The organism is Streptomyces sp. S465, from assembly GCF_026898115.1.
In the GTDB taxonomy this organism is placed as follows: Bacteria; Actinomycetota; Actinomycetes; order Streptomycetales; family Streptomycetaceae; genus Streptomyces; species Streptomyces luomodiensis.
Window position 1 is genome coordinate 1,334,526 of sequence record NZ_CP114036.1, and the last position, 16,547, is coordinate 1,351,072.

General features: G+C 76.8%; 14 protein-coding genes. 2 read left to right on the forward strand and 12 right to left on the reverse strand.

The window, feature by feature from the left end; all coding sequences use genetic code 11:
* Positions 1-106 precede the first annotated feature (106 nt).
* Both N6H00_RS05625 and N6H00_RS05630 read left to right on the forward strand, forming a co-directional pair.
* The gene (locus N6H00_RS05625) at positions 107-1,039 is read left to right on the forward strand and encodes a glycosyltransferase family 2 protein (RefSeq protein ID WP_268970450.1); all 933 of its coding nucleotides are present in this window, start codon (positions 107-109) and stop codon (positions 1,037-1,039) included.
* Positions 1,030-1,956, forward strand: a complete 927-nt coding sequence (locus tag N6H00_RS05630) for a glycosyltransferase family 2 protein (RefSeq protein ID WP_268970451.1) — start codon at positions 1,030-1,032, stop codon at positions 1,954-1,956. Before N6H00_RS05625 ends, N6H00_RS05630 begins: the two co-directional genes overlap by 10 nt.
* A 988-nt stretch (positions 1,957-2,944) precedes the next feature.
* Here N6H00_RS05630 and N6H00_RS05635 read toward each other — a convergent pair.
* From N6H00_RS05635 to N6H00_RS05690, 12 genes are all read right to left on the reverse strand, one after another.
* The gene (locus N6H00_RS05635) at positions 2,945-3,994 is read right to left on the reverse strand and encodes a glycosyltransferase family 9 protein (protein ID WP_268970452.1); all 1,050 of its coding nucleotides are present in this window, start codon (positions 3,992-3,994) and stop codon (positions 2,945-2,947) included.
* Positions 3,991-5,454 (reverse strand): D-glycero-beta-D-manno-heptose 1-phosphate adenylyltransferase, encoded by a 1,464-nt coding sequence (gene rfaE2 / locus N6H00_RS05640; protein ID WP_268970453.1) that lies wholly within the window; start codon positions 5,452-5,454, stop codon positions 3,991-3,993. Before rfaE2 ends, N6H00_RS05635 begins: the two co-directional genes overlap by 4 nt.
* Positions 5,455-5,510: 56 nt before the next feature.
* The gene (locus N6H00_RS05645; protein WP_329618504.1) at positions 5,511-6,209 is read right to left on the reverse strand and encodes a D-sedoheptulose-7-phosphate isomerase; all 699 of its coding nucleotides are present in this window, start codon (positions 6,207-6,209) and stop codon (positions 5,511-5,513) included.
* A gap of 317 nt (positions 6,210-6,526) precedes the next feature.
* Entirely contained in the window at positions 6,527-7,864 is a 1,338-nt protein-coding gene (locus N6H00_RS05650; RefSeq protein ID WP_268970454.1) for a glycosyltransferase, read from the reverse strand.
* Positions 7,861-8,826 (reverse strand): glycosyltransferase, encoded by a 966-nt coding sequence (locus N6H00_RS05655; protein WP_268970455.1) that lies wholly within the window; start codon positions 8,824-8,826, stop codon positions 7,861-7,863. The genes N6H00_RS05650 and N6H00_RS05655 overlap by 4 nt, the downstream gene beginning before the upstream one ends.
* Positions 8,823-9,875, reverse strand: a complete 1,053-nt coding sequence (locus N6H00_RS05660) for a glycosyltransferase family 9 protein (RefSeq protein ID WP_268970456.1) — start codon at positions 9,873-9,875, stop codon at positions 8,823-8,825. Before N6H00_RS05660 ends, N6H00_RS05655 begins: the two co-directional genes overlap by 4 nt.
* Positions 9,872-10,465, reverse strand: a complete 594-nt coding sequence (locus tag N6H00_RS05665; RefSeq protein WP_329618505.1) for a D-glycero-alpha-D-manno-heptose-1,7-bisphosphate 7-phosphatase — start codon at positions 10,463-10,465, stop codon at positions 9,872-9,874. Before N6H00_RS05665 ends, N6H00_RS05660 begins: the two co-directional genes overlap by 4 nt.
* 97 nt (positions 10,466-10,562) lie before the next feature.
* Positions 10,563-11,600, reverse strand: coding sequence for a glycosyltransferase family 2 protein (locus tag N6H00_RS05670; protein WP_268970458.1), 1,038 nt, complete (start codon positions 11,598-11,600; stop codon positions 10,563-10,565).
* Positions 11,601-11,668: 68 nt separating this feature from the next.
* Complete coding sequence (locus tag N6H00_RS05675; protein WP_268970459.1) at positions 11,669-13,345, reverse strand: carbamoyltransferase family protein; 1,677 nt, start codon at positions 13,343-13,345, stop codon at positions 11,669-11,671.
* Between the two features lie 74 nt (positions 13,346-13,419).
* Entirely contained in the window at positions 13,420-14,391 is a 972-nt protein-coding gene (locus N6H00_RS05680; RefSeq protein ID WP_268970460.1) for an NAD-dependent epimerase/dehydratase family protein, read from the reverse strand.
* A 77-nt stretch (positions 14,392-14,468) separates the two neighbouring features.
* On the reverse strand, positions 14,469-15,758 hold the full coding sequence (locus N6H00_RS05685) for an MFS transporter (RefSeq protein ID WP_443072901.1): 1,290 nt from the start codon (positions 15,756-15,758) through the stop codon (positions 14,469-14,471).
* 312 nt (positions 15,759-16,070) lie between these two features.
* Complete coding sequence (locus tag N6H00_RS05690; RefSeq protein ID WP_268970462.1) at positions 16,071-16,448, reverse strand: ArsR/SmtB family transcription factor; 378 nt, start codon at positions 16,446-16,448, stop codon at positions 16,071-16,073.
* Between the last annotated feature and the right edge of the window lie 99 nt (positions 16,449-16,547).

Genomic DNA, 16,547 nt, shown 5'->3' on the forward strand with positions numbered 1-16,547 from the left:
GGGGCCCCGGGCACCGTCGGCGCGCGCCGAACAGCGGCCGCCCGGCGGCCGCTTGGCGCATGCCCGGCCGGCGCTTGGCGGCCCGTGCGCCGGGTACCCGGCGGCCATGAACGCGCCAGGCCCCGCCGTCGGTGTGGTCATCGCCACGCGCGACCGCGCCGAGCGGCTCGCCATGGCTCTGGCACACCTCACCGCCCTGCCGGAGCGGCCACCGGTCGTGGTCGTCGACAACGGCTCGACGGACCACACCAGGGCCATGGTCGCGGAGCGTTTCCCGCACGTGCGGATCGTGGCGCACGCGGAGAACCGCGGGGCGCTCGCCCGCAACGACGGCGTACGCGCCATCGGCACCCCCTACGTGGCCTTCAGCGACGACGACTCCTGGTGGGCGCCGGGGTCCCTGTCGGTGGCCGCGGATCTGCTGAACGCCCATCCACGGCTCGGGCTGCTGGCGGCCCAGGTGCGGGTCGGCCCCGAGGAGCGGCCCGACCCGCTCAACGCCACGCTGGCCGCCTCCCCCGCCGGCCGGGCCGAGGACCTCCCCGGACCGGAGGTGTTCGGCTTCCTCGCCTGTGCGGCCGTGGTGCGCCGGGGCGCCTTCCTGGAGGCGGGCGGCTTCCATCCGCTGATCTTCTTCGGCGGGGAGGAGACCCTGCTCGCCTACGACCTCGCCGCGATGGGCTGGGGCGTCTCGTACTGCCCCGAGGTGGTCGCCCACCACCATCCGGCCCCCTCGCCGCGCGGGGACCGCGCCGCCGTGATGCGGCGCAACGAACTGATCGGCTGCTGGCTGCGCCGCCCGCTGCCGCTCGCCGCCCGGCGCACCGCCGGACTCCTCGCCGACGCCGGGAGGGACCCGGTGGCGCGGACCGCGCTGCGCGGGCTGCTCGCCCGGCTGCCGACCGCGCTGTGGCTGCGCCGGCCGCTGCCGCCGTGGGTCGAGGAGGCCGCCCGGCGGGTGGACGGGCAGCGGGCGGAGGGGTCCGGTACCGGGACAGTGGTCGGCACGCGGGAGGAGGGCCGTCCGCCATGGCCATGACGGATGACGTCGCCGCCGCAACGGCCGATGACCGCACAACGGTCGTCGTCATCACCCGCGACCGGCGGGCGGAACTGCTGCACACCCTGGACCGGCTGGCCGAACTGCCCGAGCGGCCGCCCGTGATCGTCACCGACAACGGTTCCACGGACGGCACCGCCGAGGCGGTGGCCCGGCTCCACCCGCGCGTACGGCTGTTGCGCCCCGGCCGCAATCTCGGCGCCGTGGGCCGGAACGTCGCGGTACGCCAGGTGCGCACGCCCTACGTGGCCTTCTGCGACGACGACTCCTGGTGGGCGCCGGGGTCCCTGTCGGCGGCCGCGGATCTGCTGGACCGCCATCCGGGGCTGGCGTCGGTGACGGCCCGGATCCTTGTCGAGCCCCAGGGCACCGAGGACCCCATCGTGGCGGAGCTGCGCTCCTCGCCGGTGCCGGGCCCGCGGTGGCTGCCGGGCCCGGCGCTGGGGTCCGTCCTCGCCGCCGCGACCTGCCTGCGCACCGCGGCGTTCCGTGCCGTGGGCGGGTTCTCGCCCCGGCTGTGGCTCGGCGGGGAGGAGGAACTGCTCGCCGCCGATCTCGCGGCCCTGGGCTGGTGGATGGTGTTCGCACCGGAGCCGGTCATCCACCACGCGCCGTCGGTCGCCCGCGACGCCACGGCCCGGCGGGTGCGCGGGCTGCGGAACACGCTGTGGTTCACCTGGCAGCGCCGCCCCCTGCCCTCTGCCGTACGCCGCACCCTGTTCCTGGCCCGCACAGTGCCCCGGGACCGGGCCAGCCTACGAGCCTTCGCCCAGGCCCTCGCGGGCCTGCCCGGCACCCTGGCCCGCCGGGCCGTGGTCCCCCCTAGGGTCGAGTACGGGCTGCGACTGCTGGACGAAACCCAACGAGCGTCGACGGCCCGGCGCTACGTGGGCTGACCCGGGGCCCGGCGCCATGTGGCTGACCCGGCAGCCCGGGGCTACGTGGGCTGGCCCGCTGCCCTGGGGCTAGGCGGGCTGGCCCGCTGCTCCAGGGGCACGTGGGCTGGCCCGGCGGCCCGGGGCTACGAGGCCCGCTGCTCCGGGGGCACGTGGGCTGGCCCGGCGGCCCGGGGTCAAATGGGCCCACTCCGCGGCCCGGAGCTACGTAAGCCGACCCGGCGGCCCGGCACCACACGAGCCGACCCCGTGGCCCGCCATTCCGTGGGCTGCCCTGGGTCCGGCGGCACGGGGGCTGACCCGCTGCCCCGGCACCATGTGGACTGACCCGGCAGCCCGGGGCTACGTGGGCTGGCCCGCTGCCCTGGGGCTAGGCGGGCTGGCCCGCTGCTCCAGGGCCACGTGGGCTGGCCCGGCGGCCCGGGGTCATGTGGGCCGACTCCGCGGCCCGGAGCTACGTAAGCCGACCCGGCGGCCCGGCACCACACGAGCCGACCCCGTGGCCCGCCATTCCGTGGGCTGCCCTGGGTCCGGCGGCACGGGGGCTGACCCGCTGCCCCGGCGCCATGTGGGCTGACCCGGCGGCCCGGGGCTACGAGGCCCGCTGCTCCGGGGGCATGGTCCGGCGGCCAGGCGCGACGGAAGTCCCGGGGCCCAGCACCACGTGGAGCCGACCCAGCGGCCCGGCGCTACGGGGGTCCCGGGGCCCGGCGGTACGTCGACCGGCCGAGCGCCCCAGCGGCACCTGAGCCGACCCGGCGACCCGGCGCTACGGGGGTCCTGTGGCCCGCCGCCACGTGAGCTGGCCCCGTGGCCTCCCACTCCCTCGGCCGCACCGGGGCCCGGCGGTACGTCGACCGACCCAACGGCCCAGCGCCACGTCAGCCGACCCGGCGATCACGCGCTACGGGAGCTGGCCCGGCAGCCCACCGCCGCGTGAGCCGACCCAGTGGCGCAGCACCGTGTGAGCCGGTCCGGCCGGCCCGCGCTACGGGGGCTGGTTCGGTTGGGGGCCGGGGGGTCCGGCGCCAGTGAGGGTGGGCGGTTGGGGGTGGGGGGCGGGTTCGGGGAGTTGGGCCAGGGCTGCCAGGACCTCGGGCACCGTGATCCGCAGCAGCCGCTCGTCCGGGACGTCCCCATGGGCGTCCCCCGGGCGCGCGTGGTCGCCGTCCGGATGCCACAGCGCGCGGTGGAGCGCGCCGGGCGGTGGCCCCCACAGCCGGGGGCCCACCGGGCCGAACAGCACCACGGACGGGGTGCCCAGGGCGGTCGCCAGATGGGCCAGGCCGGTGTCGCCCACGACCACCGCCCGCGCCTGGGCGACCAGCGCGGCCAGTTCGGCGAACGGCGGGTCGGTGTGGCCGCCCAGCACGGCCGGCGCGGGCAGTCCGGCACGCCGCGCCACGTCGTGGGCCCGCCCCGCCTCCCCCGCGCCCGCGGTGACGACGACCCGGTGCCCGGCGGCGCGCAGCGCGGCGCCCACGGCCGCGAACCGCTCGGCGGGCCACTGGCGCGCCGCCGCGTCCGCTCCGGGGTGGAGCACCACGGCGCCCGGGGCGGGCGAGGGGCGCACGGGTACGGGGAGGCGCAGGTCGCCGGGGTCGGACGGAATGCCGTACCAGGACAGCAGACGGCACCAGCGGAGCCGTTCGTGCTCGTCCTCGCGCCACAGGGGCCCGGCGATCCGCGCCGGGGGGTGGGCGTAGGCCAGCAGCAGGGCGGGGCGCAGCCGGGACAGCGGGCGGCTGCTGGCCGGGCCGTTGCCGTGGAGGTCCACCGCGACATCCGGCGGCGGTCCGCTCCAGTCGATCCGGCCGGGGACGCCCCGTCCGGGGGCGGAGGCGGGGATCACCCGGTCGACGGCTCCGGTGGCGGCCGCGGCCGGGGCCTGCCGGGCGGGCGCGGCGAGCAGCAGCTCGTGGTCGGGATGGGCCCGCCGCAGCGCGCGCAGGGCGGGAACGGCGGTGAGCAGATCGCCGAGGCCCAGGGCGCGCAGGACCAGCAGCCGCGGGCGGTCGGCGGCGGGGCGGCCGCTCATCGGCGGGTACGCAAGGGTGGGGCGGCGGTCCGGCCGGAGCCGGGATCGAGGGCGGGGCCGAGAGCGGCCCGGCGGGCGAGTTCGGTGGTGGAGCGCCCGTCGAGGTAGGGCAGGACAAGGGTCTGGCCGCCCCAGGCGCGCAGCACGGCGGCTTCGGGCAGGGCGTCCGCGCTGTAGTCGCCGCCCTTGACCCACACGTCCGGGCGCAGCCGCCGCAGCAGCCGCTCGGGGGTGTCCTCGTCGAAGACGGCGACGGCGTCCACACAGCCGAGCCCGGACAGGACACGGACGCGGTCGGCCACCGGGGTGATGGGCCTGCCGGGCCCCTTGAGGCGGCCCACCGAGGCGTCGGAATTGACGCAGACGATGAGGCAGTCACCGGTGCGGCGGGCGTTCTGGAGCAGCCCGACATGACCGGCGTGCAGCAGGTCGAAGCAGCCGCCGGTGGCGACGACCGTACCGCCCCGGGCGCGGACGGCCTCGGCCAGGGCGTAGGCGTCGGCGGGGCGGCGGGGCTCGGCGGGGCGGGTCCCCGGGCCGCCGGGGAACTCCCACAGGGCGGGGTTCCCCGCGCCGCCCGCCGTGACGAACGCGGCCGCTTCGGCCACGGCGAGCTGCACCGCCTCCTCGGGGAGCCCGCCGTCGGCCAGCGCCCCGGCCGCGGTGGCGGCGAAGCAGTCCCCGGCGCCGCAGGGGTCGCCCTGGGCCCGGTGGGGCGCGGGCACGTACATGGGGCTGTCGCTGTGCGGGAGGGTGAGGATGGCGCCGCGCTCGCCGAGGGTCACGGCGACGGCGGCGGCCCGCCAGCGCTCGGCCAGACGGGCGCCCCGGCCGCCGTGCGCGTGCAGCGTGTCGGCCCCGCCGGACAGGGCGGGGCGGGCGGCGCCGAGCAGGGCGCGGGCCTCGGCGGCGCTGGGCGTGGCGAGCCGTGCGCCGGGCACGGGCTGCTCACCGCGCGGATGCGGGTCCCAGACCAGGGGGACCCGGCGCGCGGCCGCGCCGAGTTGCTGCCGCAGCACGGTGGCCGTGCCGCGGCCGTAGTCGGCGACCAGGACGGCGCGGGCGTCCCGGAGCACGGCGAGGGCGGCCGGGCCGGGGTTCCCGGGGGTGCCGCCGCCGCGGTCGACCCGGACGAGCGGACGGCCCCCGGCGCGGATGCGGGTCTTGACCGGCACGGTGCCCTCCAACGGCAACTCCACCAGCTCCAGACACGGTGCCAGCGCGTTCCGTACGGTCTGACTCGCGGTGTCGTCGCCCAGCGCCGTGACCAGGACGACCTCGCGGCCCTGGCGCGCGGCGAGCATGGCGACGAGTCCCGCTCCCCCGGGGCGGCTTCGGTCCACGGCCACATCGACGACGGGCGCCGGGGCGTCCGGCGCCAGGCGGGTGGCCTCGCCGTCGATGTCCTGGTCCAGCAGGACGTCTCCGACGACGACGAGCGGTCGCGGGGCGGTGGTCATGCTCACCTCCGATCAGAGGGGACGGATGCCCAGGAACGGATGCCGGGGGACGGTTCTCAGGGTGGCGGATACGGCGCCACCGCCCCGCCCCCGGCCGCGGCCCCGTCCCCGTCCCCGTCCACCGATGCGGCCCCGCCCGCGGGCGCCGTCCCGTCCGGCAGCTCGTGGCCGGGCACTCCGACCTCGTGGTCGAAGGACTCGCACAGCAGGTGCAGGGCGACCAGGTGCGACTCCTGGACGGTGGCGGTGGAGCCGGAGCCGATGCACAGGGCCTCGTCGGCACGGAAGGCCAGCGGATTGGGGCGTGGGCCGGTCATGGCCCACACCCGCAGCCCTGCGGCCCGGCCGGTGTCGGCTGCGGCCAGCAGGTTGGGGCTGCGTCCGGAGGTGGACAGCAGCATCAGCACATCGCCCGGCCTGCCGTGCGCGGCCACCTGGCGGGCGTACAGCTCCTCGAAGCCGTAGTCGTTGCCGATGGCGGTGAGGGAGGAGGTGTCGGCGTGCAGGGCGATGGCCGAGTAGGCGGGCCGCTCACGTTGGTAGCGCCCGACGAGTTCGGCGGTGAGGTGCTGGGCCTGGGCGGCGCTGCCACCGTTGCCTGCGGCCAGCAGCCGGCCGCCGACGGGGAGGGTGGCGGCGAGGTGACGACCCCACTGGGCGACCTGCTCCAGCCCGCCTTCCCGCAGGGACACCAGGGCCTCCTGGAGCGACTGGCAGTGGGCGTGGGCCGCACGCAGCACGTCAGCCCTGGCCACCCCCGTCCGGCCCTGGCCGGAGCCCAGCGCCTGAGGGCCGGAGTCAGACGGCCGGGAGTCAGAGCCAGACGGCCGAGGACCGGACCCAGACACCCGAGAGCCGGACTCAGGCAATCGGGAGCCGGAGCCAGACGGCCGAGAATCGGAGCCGGACGGCCCAGAGCCGGACCCAGGCAGCCGGGGGCCAGGGCCAAGCGGCCGGGGGCCGGAGCCAGGCGGCTGGGGGCCGGAGCCCAGCGCCTGAGGGCCGGAGCCGGACGGCCGGGGGTCGACCGCGGCGGCTTCTTCCTGGGGCTCAGGCCGCCCGTCGCGGGTGCTCATGCCGCCTCCGTGGTGACGGGTGCCGGGCGCAGGGCCAGGACGGCCAGGTAGGCGGCCTCGGTGGCGGCGGCCACTCGGTCCCAGCTGTAGCGGGTCAGCACCCGGCGGCGGCCCGCCACGCCGCATGCCGCGCGCGTCGCGGGGCGGGCGAGCAGGGTGGCGGCGGCGTCGGCGAGGGCGACCGGGTCGCGGGGTGGGACGAGTCGGCCGGTGCCGGGGTCGGCGACGGTGTCGCGCTGGCCGCCGACGGCGGAGGCGACGACGGGCGTTCCGCAGCTCATGGCCTCCAGGGGGACGATCCCGAAGGGCTCGTAGTCGGCGGGGCACAGCACCAGGTCGGCGGCGCGCAGCAGGTCGGGGATCCGTTCCGGGGGCAGTCCGCCGATGAGGCGGACCCGGTCGGCCACGCCCATGCGGTCGGCGAGCCGGCGCAGCCGCCGCGCCTCGGGGTCGCCGTTCAGCTGGGCGGAGGGCGGCCCTCCGGCGATGACGAGTTCGGCGTCCGGCAGCAGGGTGAGCGCGGCGATGGAGACGGCGGCCCCCTTGCGCGGTACGAGCCGCCCGATCTGTGCCAGCAGGGCCCGGCGGGCCGGGCGGGGCACCGTCGGGCCGGTGGGGGTGAACAGGTGCGGGTCGACACCGCAGGGCACCACGGTGATCCGGGCGGGATCCAGGCCCATGGCGGCCAGTTCGCCGACCTCGTCACGGCAGGTGGCGACGATCCGGTCGCAGCCCTCGCCGACGGCCGTCTCCCAGGCGATGCGGTCCGGCGGGCTGGTGTCGGCGTCCGGCTGGTGGCGTCGCTTGACGGTGCCGAGCGCGTGGTAGGTGTGCGCGAGCGGCAGGCCGAGGGCGCGGGCGGCCTGGAGCGAGGCGACGCCGGACATCCAGAAGTGGGAGTGCACCAGGTCGGGTGGCGCGTCGGCCCATTCATGTGCCAGATACGCGCCGAACCGTGGCATGTACGGCAGGAGATCGTCCTTGGGCAGCTGCCGGGCGGGCCCCGCGGGCACGTGCCGCACCTCGACGCCCGTGCGCAGGGGGACGCTCGGCGGCAGGTCGGGGGCGTCGCGGCGGGTGTAGACCCGGACGCGGTGGCCGCGGTCGGCGAGGGCCCCCGCGAGCCGGGCGACGTGCACGTTCTGGCCGCCGGCGTCCACTCCGCCGAGCACGGCGAGCGGGCTGGCGTGCTCAGAGACGAGCGCGATGTCCAGTGGCTCGGTCAGCTCAGCCGGCTCGGTCAGCTTGGTCGATTCGGTCGGCTCGGTCGATTCGGTCGGATCTGTCGGCTCGGTCGGTTCCGTCGGCTCGGTCGGTCCATGGCGCGGAGTCATCGGGTCACCTCCTCCATCAGCCGCTCCCAGTCGTCGAGGAAGCGTTTGAGTCCGTAGGCGTCGAGGGCCGCCCGGCGGGCCCGCGCCCCGTCCTCGGCGGCGGCATCGGGGTCGGCGAGGTAGCCGCGTGCCGCGCGGGCGAGGACGTCGGGGCGGGTGGAGAGCACCCCGGCCCCGGCCGGGACCGCCTCGACGGCCTCGGTGGTGGCCAGGGCGACGACGGGCATGCCCAGGTGCATGGCCTCCAGGAGGGAGAGCCCGAGCGAGGTCCAGCGCACGGGGTGCAGATACAGCCGGCGCCGGGCCATCGCGGTGTGCAGTTCGGCCTGGGGCAGGTCGTGGGCGCGGCAGCGGTCGGCGGGCAGGCCGAGGTGGCGGGCGAGTCCTTCGGTGCGCATGCCGTAGACGTCGAGCGGGGCGGCCTCGCTGAGGGCGGGCAGCAGGTCGGTGCCGGTGTGTCGGCCGCGCCGGACCGGTTCGTTGACGACGACGGCGGCGCGGGCCAGCTCCCCGGTGTAGCGGTGCCCGGGGTCGACGATGCCGTGCTCGACGACGGCGGTGGGGGCGCGGCCGCTGTCCCAGAAGAGCCGGTTGAAGTGGGTGACGTGGACCAGGGTGAGGTCGTCGCGATCGGCGCAGGGGTGGCGGGTGCCGGGGACGTCGTGGTCCGGGGCGTTGTGCTCCAGGTAGACGGCGGGCACCTCGCGGCCGGGGCGCCGGCCGCCGAGCCAGCGCGCGGCCAGCTCCGCCTCGTGGGGGCGCTGGAGGACGATCAGGTCCACGGGGGTCTTCCGCAGCTCGCGCGGGGTGATCTCGGTGACCGTGTCGGGCCAGGGGTAGGTGCGGGCCCGGCCGCGGCCGTCCGGGCCGCGGCCGGGGAGGACGGGAACCAGGTAGTGGTGCGGGCCCTGGACGAAGGCCGTGGTCCAGGAGCCGTGCACATGCCACAGGAGGATGTTCATATGGCCTCCGGAGGGTCGTCGGCTCGGCCCGGCGCCAGCAGCGCGGCCACGGCGGTGAGCACCTCGGTGTCGGGGACGGAGTCCAGGCAGGGGTGGCCCGGTACCGGGCAGACCCGGGCGCGGCTGCCCGCGCACACCGCGTCCTGGCGGCCCAGCAGCCGGTGCGGCACGCGGTAGGGGGCCCAGCGTTCGGCGGGGACGACGGGGGCGAAGAGGCAGACCACCGGGGTGCCGACAGCGGCGGCCAGGTGGGAGGGCCCGGTGTTGCCGGTGACCACCACGGCGGCGCCCGCGAGGACCCCGGCGAGTTCGGGGAAGGAGGTGCGGCCGCCCAGGTCGAGGGCGATGCCGTCGGCGATGCCGGCCGTCAGCTCCTTCTCGGCCGGGCCGCCGGTGACCACCACGCGGTGGCCCGCCTCCTCCAGCGCGGCCACCGCCTGGGCGGCCCGGCCGGGGCTCCAGGCGCGGGCGGGCACGGCGGCGCCGGGGTGGACCACGACATAGGGGTCGGTGCCGGTGAGCGGGGCCGTGTCGGGGAGCGCGGTGAGGGCCAGCGCGCCGTCGTCGCCGGGCGGGAGGGCGAACCCGGACGCCTCGGCCAGGTCGAGCGCGGCCCGCGCCTCGTGGCGGTGCGGCGCGCGCCGGTGGCGCAGGTCCAGCAGGGTGCCGGGGTAGTGCTCGCTGTCGGCGGCGGTGAAGGGGATGCCGGCGAGCTTGAGCAGCAGGGCGGCGGGCAGCGGGCTCTGGTGGTACGAGGAGAGGATCAGGGCGCGGTCGAAGCGGCGTACGGCCAGGCAGTCCACGAGGGCGTCGATGAGCTCACGGCGCACCGGCGGGGCCTCGAAGCCCACCCAGGGCGCGTCGTGGACCAGCACCTCGTCGACGCCGGGCAGCATCCGGGCGGCGGGCTCGCCCAGCGGCCCGCACAGCATCGCGGTGTACGCCGACCCGGCGGCGACCGCGCGCACGGCGGGGCCGGCCAGCAGCACGTCTCCCGCGCTGTCGAGCCGTACGACGAGGGTGCGCGGCCCCGTGCGGCGCGGCCTCAAGGTTCGCCCTCCGGCCGGGCCGTGAGCCGCCGTACCGCCGTCAGCAGGTCCGGTGCGGTGCGTGCGGCGGCGGCGGTCTCCTCGGGGCGGGTCACGTCGTTGGGGACGAGCACCCCGTGGGCGCCCGCCGCCCGCGCCGCCGCCAGGTCCGCGCCGATGTCGCCGAGGACGGCGGCCCGGCGCGGATCGGTGCCGAGCGCCGCGCAGGCGGCGCGGATCAGCCCGGGGGCGGGTTTGCGGCACCCGCAGCCGTCGCCGGGGCCGTGGGGGCATACGGCCCACAGGTCGAAGGGGCCGAGCAGTTCCTCGACCCGGCGCCGTACGGCCTCGACCGCGCCGAGGGTGAGCAGACCGCGGGCGACTCCCGACTGGTTGGTGACCACCGCGACCGGGATGCCCCGCTCCCGTACCGCGTCGACCGCGGCCCTGGCGTGCGGCATCGGCCGCACCCGGCCGGGGTCGCCGTTGTACGGGACGTCCCTGATCAGGGTGCCGTCCCGGTCGAAGAGCACCGCGCCGGGGAGCCCCCGGCACACGGGCGCGCGGGCGGGGCCGCGCCGCGCCCGCGGGGCGAACAGCCACGGCTCCACACCGGGGACAGAAGGGGCTTTCGGGGCGTATGGGGCAAACACGGGCGTCGAGTAGCCCGAACACTCAATCACCAAACGCGACAGGGCGCTACACATGTCACAGGTCCCTGGCCCGCACCGTCACAAGCCGCCGTGACACGGCGGCCGAGCGGTGCCGCACCAGTCCGGCCAGCCAGTGGCCGGTGGCCACGGCCGGGATGACCGCGCTGGTCAGGGCCATTGTGGTGATCTCGTCCCGGGTGCGCGGGCCCGGCCGGATCCGGGCCAGGGCGAATTCGGCGGTGCCCGCCAGCCACAGCGCCGCCCCCACCGCGGCCGGCCGCCGCCGGCCCGCCACGGTGCCGACGAGGGCGGCGGCACCGGCCGCCGCGATGGCCAGATGGCGCGGCAGCCGGCCGCGCGGCGCGCCCGCCCTCGCCCACCAGTCGCGTCCGTGGATCCTGGTCATCAGCACGTCGTCCGCGTTGCCGGCCTGGGTGCGCACCGACACCCAGCGGTCGGCCGGGCGCACCGGATGGACCGTGCGGCGCGATCCCACCTCCAGCCGCCAGCCGGCGGCCATGATGCGCAGGGCCAGGTCGGCGTCCTCCCGGAAGGCGCGCGGAAACCGCTCGTCGAAGCCGCCGACCGACTCCAGGGCGGCCCGCCGGTACGCCATGTCGGCGGTGATCCAGCGGGCGGCGGCGAGCCCCGCGGTGGTGCGCTCCCAGTCCGTGGGCCTGCGGCCGGGCGGCAGCGGAACGGTGATCCGCGCCTGGACCCCCGCGGTGCCGGGGCCCGCCGCCGCCAGATCGGCGGCGAGGTCGTCGGCCCAGGTGGGGCCGGGGACGACATCGTCGTCGAGGAAGACGGTCCAGGGCTCGGGGGCGGCCCGGCGGCCGATGTTGCGCGCGGCGGCGGGGCCGGCGGCGCAGCCGGGCACGATCTCCACCAGGGGGGCGAGTTCGGTGGGGATGTCGGCGGGCAGCGGGGTGCAGTCCTCCAGCGGACGGTCGTCGACCAGGACGATCCGCCGGGGCGCGGGGCCCTTGGTGTCGGCGAGCGCCCTCAGGGTCACGGAGAGACTGGGGCGGCCCAGCGTCGGGATGACCACGGCGTACTCGGGTGCGTCCGTCCGCTCTCCGGCTTCCGTCATGTCCGGCTCCTCCCTCGTCGCGACGGGCCGTCGGCCGCCTGATGACGGCCCGTCGACGCTTCTCGTCGTCAGATCGCCTCGTGCGCGGCCGTGTCCGGACGGCCGCCCGCGAAGAAGGCGCCGCGGCGGATCACGAACGGGCCGATCGCCAGCAGGTCGACGGGGGCCGAGCCGAAGCACTCCAGCGCGTCCCGCGGATCGTCGACCATGGGCCGGCCGGAGGTGTTGAGGCTGGTGTTGACGACCACGGGCAGCCCGGTGCGCCGTTCGAACGCGCTCAGCAGGCGGGCCACCAGCGGTTCCGCGGCGGGGTCGACGGTCTGGATCCGGGCCGTGCCGTCCACGTGCACCACGGCCGGGATGCGGTCCCGCCAGTCCGGCGCGACCTGGTGCACGAAGAGCATGTACGGGCTGGGCAGGGGGCCGTCGAAGATCTCGGCCGCGCGCCCGGCGAGCACCATCGGGGCGACCGGCCGGAACTGCTCCCGCCCCTTGACGTCGTTGAGCCGCTCGAGGTTGCCGGAGCGGCCGGGGTGGGCGAGCAGCGAGCGGTGGCCCAGCGCCCGGGGCCCGTATTCGGAGCGCCCCTGGAACCAGGCCACGATCGCGTCCCGGGCGAGCGCCTCGGCCACCGTCTCGGCGACGTCGGCCGGGCGTTCGAAGGGCACGGCGGCCGTCTTCAGCCAGGCTTCCAGTTCGGCGTCCGACCAGCGGCGCCCGAGGTCGGCGCCGGCCATCGGCGAAGGCCGGTCGCCGCCGAGCGCGCCGAGGTAGAGGGCGCCGCCGAGCGCGGTGCCCGCGTCCCCGGCGGCGGGCTGCACCCAGACCCGGTCGAACGGGCCCTCGCGGGCGATCCGGGAGTTGGCCACGCAGTTGAGCGCCACTCCCCCGGCCAGGGTCAGCGTCCGGTCATGGGTGCGTCCGTGCAGCCAGCGGACCAGGTCCAGCAGCGTCTCCTCCAGGCACGCCTGGGCGCTGGCGGCCAGGTCGGCGTGCGGCCGCGACCACGCCTGGCCGGGGCGCAGCGCGGGGCACAGCTCCGCCCAGGGCACCCCGGTGGCGTGGAAACCGCCGTCGCCGGTGGCGTACACGTACCGGCGCAGGGCGCCGAGCATCCGCGGGGTGCCGTAGGAGGCGAGGGCCATCACCTTGTACTCGTCGCTGGAGCGCAGGAAGCCCAGGTGTTCGGTGAGCTCTTCGTAGACCAGCCCCAGGGAGTGCGGCAGCCGCTGGCCGTGCAGCGGTTCGAGCCGGTCGCCGGTGCGCCGCGCCGCGAGGTGGGAGGTGGCCTCGCCGCGGCCGTCCAGGACGAGGACGGAGCTGGGGTCGGCGCCGGGCGCGGCGAGCGCGGTGGAGGCGGCGTGGGCCAGGTGGTGGGGGACGAACCGCACGGCCTCGGGGTCCAGGCCGGGCAGGGCGGTGCGCAGGAAGCCGGGGGCCTGGCGGGCGTAGGTGAGCCGCAGCCGGTCCCAGGGGTCGTCCAGGCCCATGGACGCGGCGGGGCGGGCGAGGGAGGGGTCGAAGGAGTAGGCGACGGCGTCCAGGTCCTCGGGGCGCAGCCCCGCCTGCGCCAGGCACCAGGCGGCCGACTTCTCCGGGAGCTCCCAGGCGGAGAAGGGCACCGGCCGCTTGCCGTGTTTGCGCCGGGAGAACCGCTCCTCCTCGGCGGCGGCGACGGTGCGGCCGTCGATGACCAGGGCGGCGGCCGGGTCGTGGAAGAGGGCGTTGATGCCGAGGATGCGCATGGGCGTGACCTTTCGGCGGCCCGGGGCCGCGGCGAAGGGGCGGCCGGGACCGGCGGGGGTGTGGGGCCGGGGGATCAGGCGGCCTGGTGCCGGAACCAGTCGATGGTGCGGAGCAGCCCCTCGTCGGCGGGGACGACCGGCGTCCACTGGAGCTTGCCGCGGGCGAGGGTGATGTCCGGGCAGCGCACGGCGGGGTCGTCGGTGGGGCGGTCGATGTACTCGACGGTGGAGCGGGACCCGGCCAGCTGGATGATCTTCTGGGCGAGGTCCAGCATGGTGATCTCGTCCGCGTTGCCGATGTTGACCGGTCCGAGGAGGTCGGACCCGGCCATGGCGAGGATGCCCCGCACGGTGTCGTCGATGTAGGCGAGCGAGCGGGTCTGGGTGCCGTCACCGGTGACCGTGAGGGGTTCCCCGGCCAGCGCCTGCCGGATGAAGGTGGGCACGGCCCGTCCGTCGTGTCCGCGCATCCGCGGGCCGTAGGTGTTGAACAGCCGCACGATGCCGGTGTCCGTGCCGTTGGCCCCGGCCTCGGCGGTGGTCAGGGCCTCGCCGAAGCGCTTGGCCTCGTCGTAGACGCTGCGCGGTCCGACCGGGTTGACATGGCCCCAGTAGCGCTCGTTCTGCGGATGCTGCTGCGGATCGCCGTACGCCTCGGAGGTGGAGGCCAGGAGGAAGCGCGCGTCGTGGCGCCGGGCGAGGGCCAGGGCGTTGCGGGTGCCGAGGCTGCCCGTCTCCAGGGTGTGCAGCGGCAGCCGCAGATAGTCGGCGGGCGAGGCGGGGGACGCGAAGTGCAGCACCAGGTCGGCGGGCCGCTTCACCTCGAACGGCTTGGTGACGTCGGCGTGCAGCAGGGTGAAACCGGGCCGGTCCATGAGGTGGGCGACATTGTCCGGGTTGCCGGTGCAGAAGTCGTCCACACAGGTCACGGCCGCGCCCTGGTCGAGCAGCGCCGTGCACAGATGCGAACCGACGAACCCGGCGCCACCGGTGACCACGGCGTGCGCCCAGGTGCGGACGGGGACGACGGAGTCGAGACGCTCCATGGCCATTCCCTTCCTTCGCGCATGGGGGCCTTCCCCCAGTACCCGCGGCAAAAGAAGGCAATCAGGGCATATCCCCGTCAACCGATGGGGGAAAGATCCTCGGAGTGCACCGGCCCGGCGGCGCGAGCCGCCGCCGCGGGTTCCACGGGAACGACATCGCCGGGCCGCACCAAGGCGCGGCGGGCGGCGGCACGGCGGGCGTGCACCAGCGCGCCCGCGCCGATCACCGCCGCGATGACCAGCCCGCCGGTCACCAGGGCGCCGCGCGGCCCCGCCCACTCCATGAGCAGCCCCAGCAGGGGCGGACCGGCCAGGCCCCAGGCCGTCTGCGCGGTGCGCCAGACGCCCAGCACCCGGCCGCGCATCCCGGGCGGCGGATCGGTCTGGAGCACCGTGGCGCCGGCCGTGTCGGAGACCGACTCGGCCACCGCCATCGGGGCGACCAGCACCAGCAGCGGAAGCAGCCCCGGCGACAGCCCGGCCACCGCCTGGAGCAGCGCACCGGCGGCGGCGAGCGCGCCGACCAGCCGTACGGACGGCCGCTGCATCCGTCCCGCCAGGACCGCGCCCGCGATACCGCCCACGGCCAGCACGGTCGCGACGGTTCCGAAGTCCTGGGAGCTCCCGGCCAGCGGACCGGTGACCAGCACCGCGAGCGTCAGCCCGTAGTTCCGCCCGAAGACGGCGCTCACCGCCGTGATCACGGTGAGGGCGACCAGCCGCGGCCGCCCCATGAAGAAGGCCAGCCCGTCCCGGGCGCCGGCACCGGAGAACCGCTCCCGTCGCGGGGCGGGCGGGTCCGGGGTGGTGGTGGCTCCGCCCCCGTAGGGGCGCAGGAAGGGGATGACCGCCGTCACGCACAGGAACGACAGCCCGTTGGCGGCGTAGGCGGCCGCGGTGCCGAGCGCGCCCACCGCGACACCCGCGCAGGCCACGCCGATGAGCCGGCCGGCGCTGCTGACCACGGAGCCCAGGGCGATCGCCGAAGGGACGTCGGAGGGGGGCACCAGGTCGTTGCCGAGCAGGGCGCAGGCGGGTGCGTCCACGGTGGCGACCAGGCCGGTCACCGCGGCGAGGACCATCAGCGAGACCACGTTGAGCAGGTCGAACGCGACCAGCGCGGCCGTGACGAAGGCGACGAGGCCCAGCACCGCCTGGCTGACGGCCGCGGTCACCTTACGCGGCCAGGCGTCCACCACCGCCCCTCCGAGCAGCCCCATGAGCAGCCCGGGGGCGGCCTGCACGGCCAGGGAGACCCCGGTGGTGGCGGCGGAGCCGGTGATGTGCAGCACCAGCAGGTTCTGCACGGTCAGCTGCATCCAGGTGCCGACGTTGGACACCAGGTTCGCCGCCGACCACCACCGCATGCCGCGATGGCGCAGACTGCGCCACGGCGTGCGCGTGCCCCGCTCCGGGGAGCGGGGCCTGGGTATGAGGGGCGGCAGGCAGGAGGAAGTCATCGCGGGGTCACGCCGGATTTCCGGGTACGGGGCACGGGCAAGGGCCCTGTCCGGGGCCCGGCCGACAGCGGGCGAGCCGCCGCGCGTCGGCGACGGTCCATGCTCACAGACGGCCCCGGAATCCCCGTAACCGGACCGGGGTGGGTTTCCTCACATACCGGATATTCCCTGGTCAGAGCGGCTGTTCCGGCGCATCGCCGACAACGGGTCGGCCGCCGCTCAGACTCCCGCGTCGAGGTCGGCCCGCGCCGGCAGGTCGCGCGCGCCGAGCCGCAGGTGCTCGATGTGGTAGACCGCCTCGTCGAGGAGCTGGGCGACGTGGTTGTCGTAGAGGCTGTAGACGATCCGGCGGCCCTGGCGTGAGCCGGTGACCAGCCCGAGCGCGCGCAGCAGCCGGAGCTGGTGGGAGACCGCGGACTGCTCCATGCCGACCGCCTCGGCGAGTTCGGTGACCGCGCAGGGGGCCTGGCGGAGCCGGGTGAGGATCATCAGCCGCGAGGGGGTGGCCAGGGCCTGGAGGGTGGCGGCGATGGTGGCGGCGGAGTCCGCGTCCAGATGCGCTGCCGGGGTGGTCTGTCGGTCGGCTCCGTGTCCCATGGCATCATCGTATCCACAGCAACACTTGAAGAGATGTTCATGTGTTCCAGTATGGTGGCGGGTGCGGCCGGCGCCCCATGCCCGGCCGGCGCCCCCATG

What these genes read in the sequence shown, in the direction of transcription:
- N6H00_RS05630 (WP_268970451.1), top strand. Translation starts at nt 1,030, where the DNA reads ATGGCCATGACGGATGACGTCGCCGCCGCAACGGCCGATGACCGCACA.
- N6H00_RS05680 (WP_268970460.1), bottom strand. Translation starts at nt 14,391, where the DNA reads ATGGAGCGTCTCGACTCCGTCGTCCCCGTCCGCACCTGGGCGCACGCC.
- N6H00_RS05650 (WP_268970454.1), bottom strand. Translation starts at nt 7,864, where the DNA reads ATGACTCCGCGCCATGGACCGACCGAGCCGACGGAACCGACCGAGCCG.
- N6H00_RS05635 (WP_268970452.1), bottom strand. Translation starts at nt 3,994, where the DNA reads ATGAGCGGCCGCCCCGCCGCCGACCGCCCGCGGCTGCTGGTCCTGCGC.
- N6H00_RS05625 (WP_268970450.1), top strand. Translation starts at nt 107, where the DNA reads ATGAACGCGCCAGGCCCCGCCGTCGGTGTGGTCATCGCCACGCGCGAC.
- rfaE2 (WP_268970453.1), bottom strand. Translation starts at nt 5,454, where the DNA reads ATGACCACCGCCCCGCGACCGCTCGTCGTCGTCGGAGACGTCCTGCTG.
- N6H00_RS05675 (WP_268970459.1), bottom strand. Translation starts at nt 13,345, where the DNA reads ATGCGCATCCTCGGCATCAACGCCCTCTTCCACGACCCGGCCGCCGCC.
- N6H00_RS05655 (WP_268970455.1), bottom strand. Translation starts at nt 8,826, where the DNA reads ATGAACATCCTCCTGTGGCATGTGCACGGCTCCTGGACCACGGCCTTC.
- N6H00_RS05685 (WP_443072901.1), bottom strand. Translation starts at nt 15,758, where the DNA reads ATGCGGTGGTGGTCGGCGGCGAACCTGGTGTCCAACGTCGGCACCTGG.
- N6H00_RS05690 (WP_268970462.1), bottom strand. Translation starts at nt 16,448, where the DNA reads ATGGGACACGGAGCCGACCGACAGACCACCCCGGCAGCGCATCTGGAC.
- N6H00_RS05670 (WP_268970458.1), bottom strand. Translation starts at nt 11,600, where the DNA reads ATGACGGAAGCCGGAGAGCGGACGGACGCACCCGAGTACGCCGTGGTC.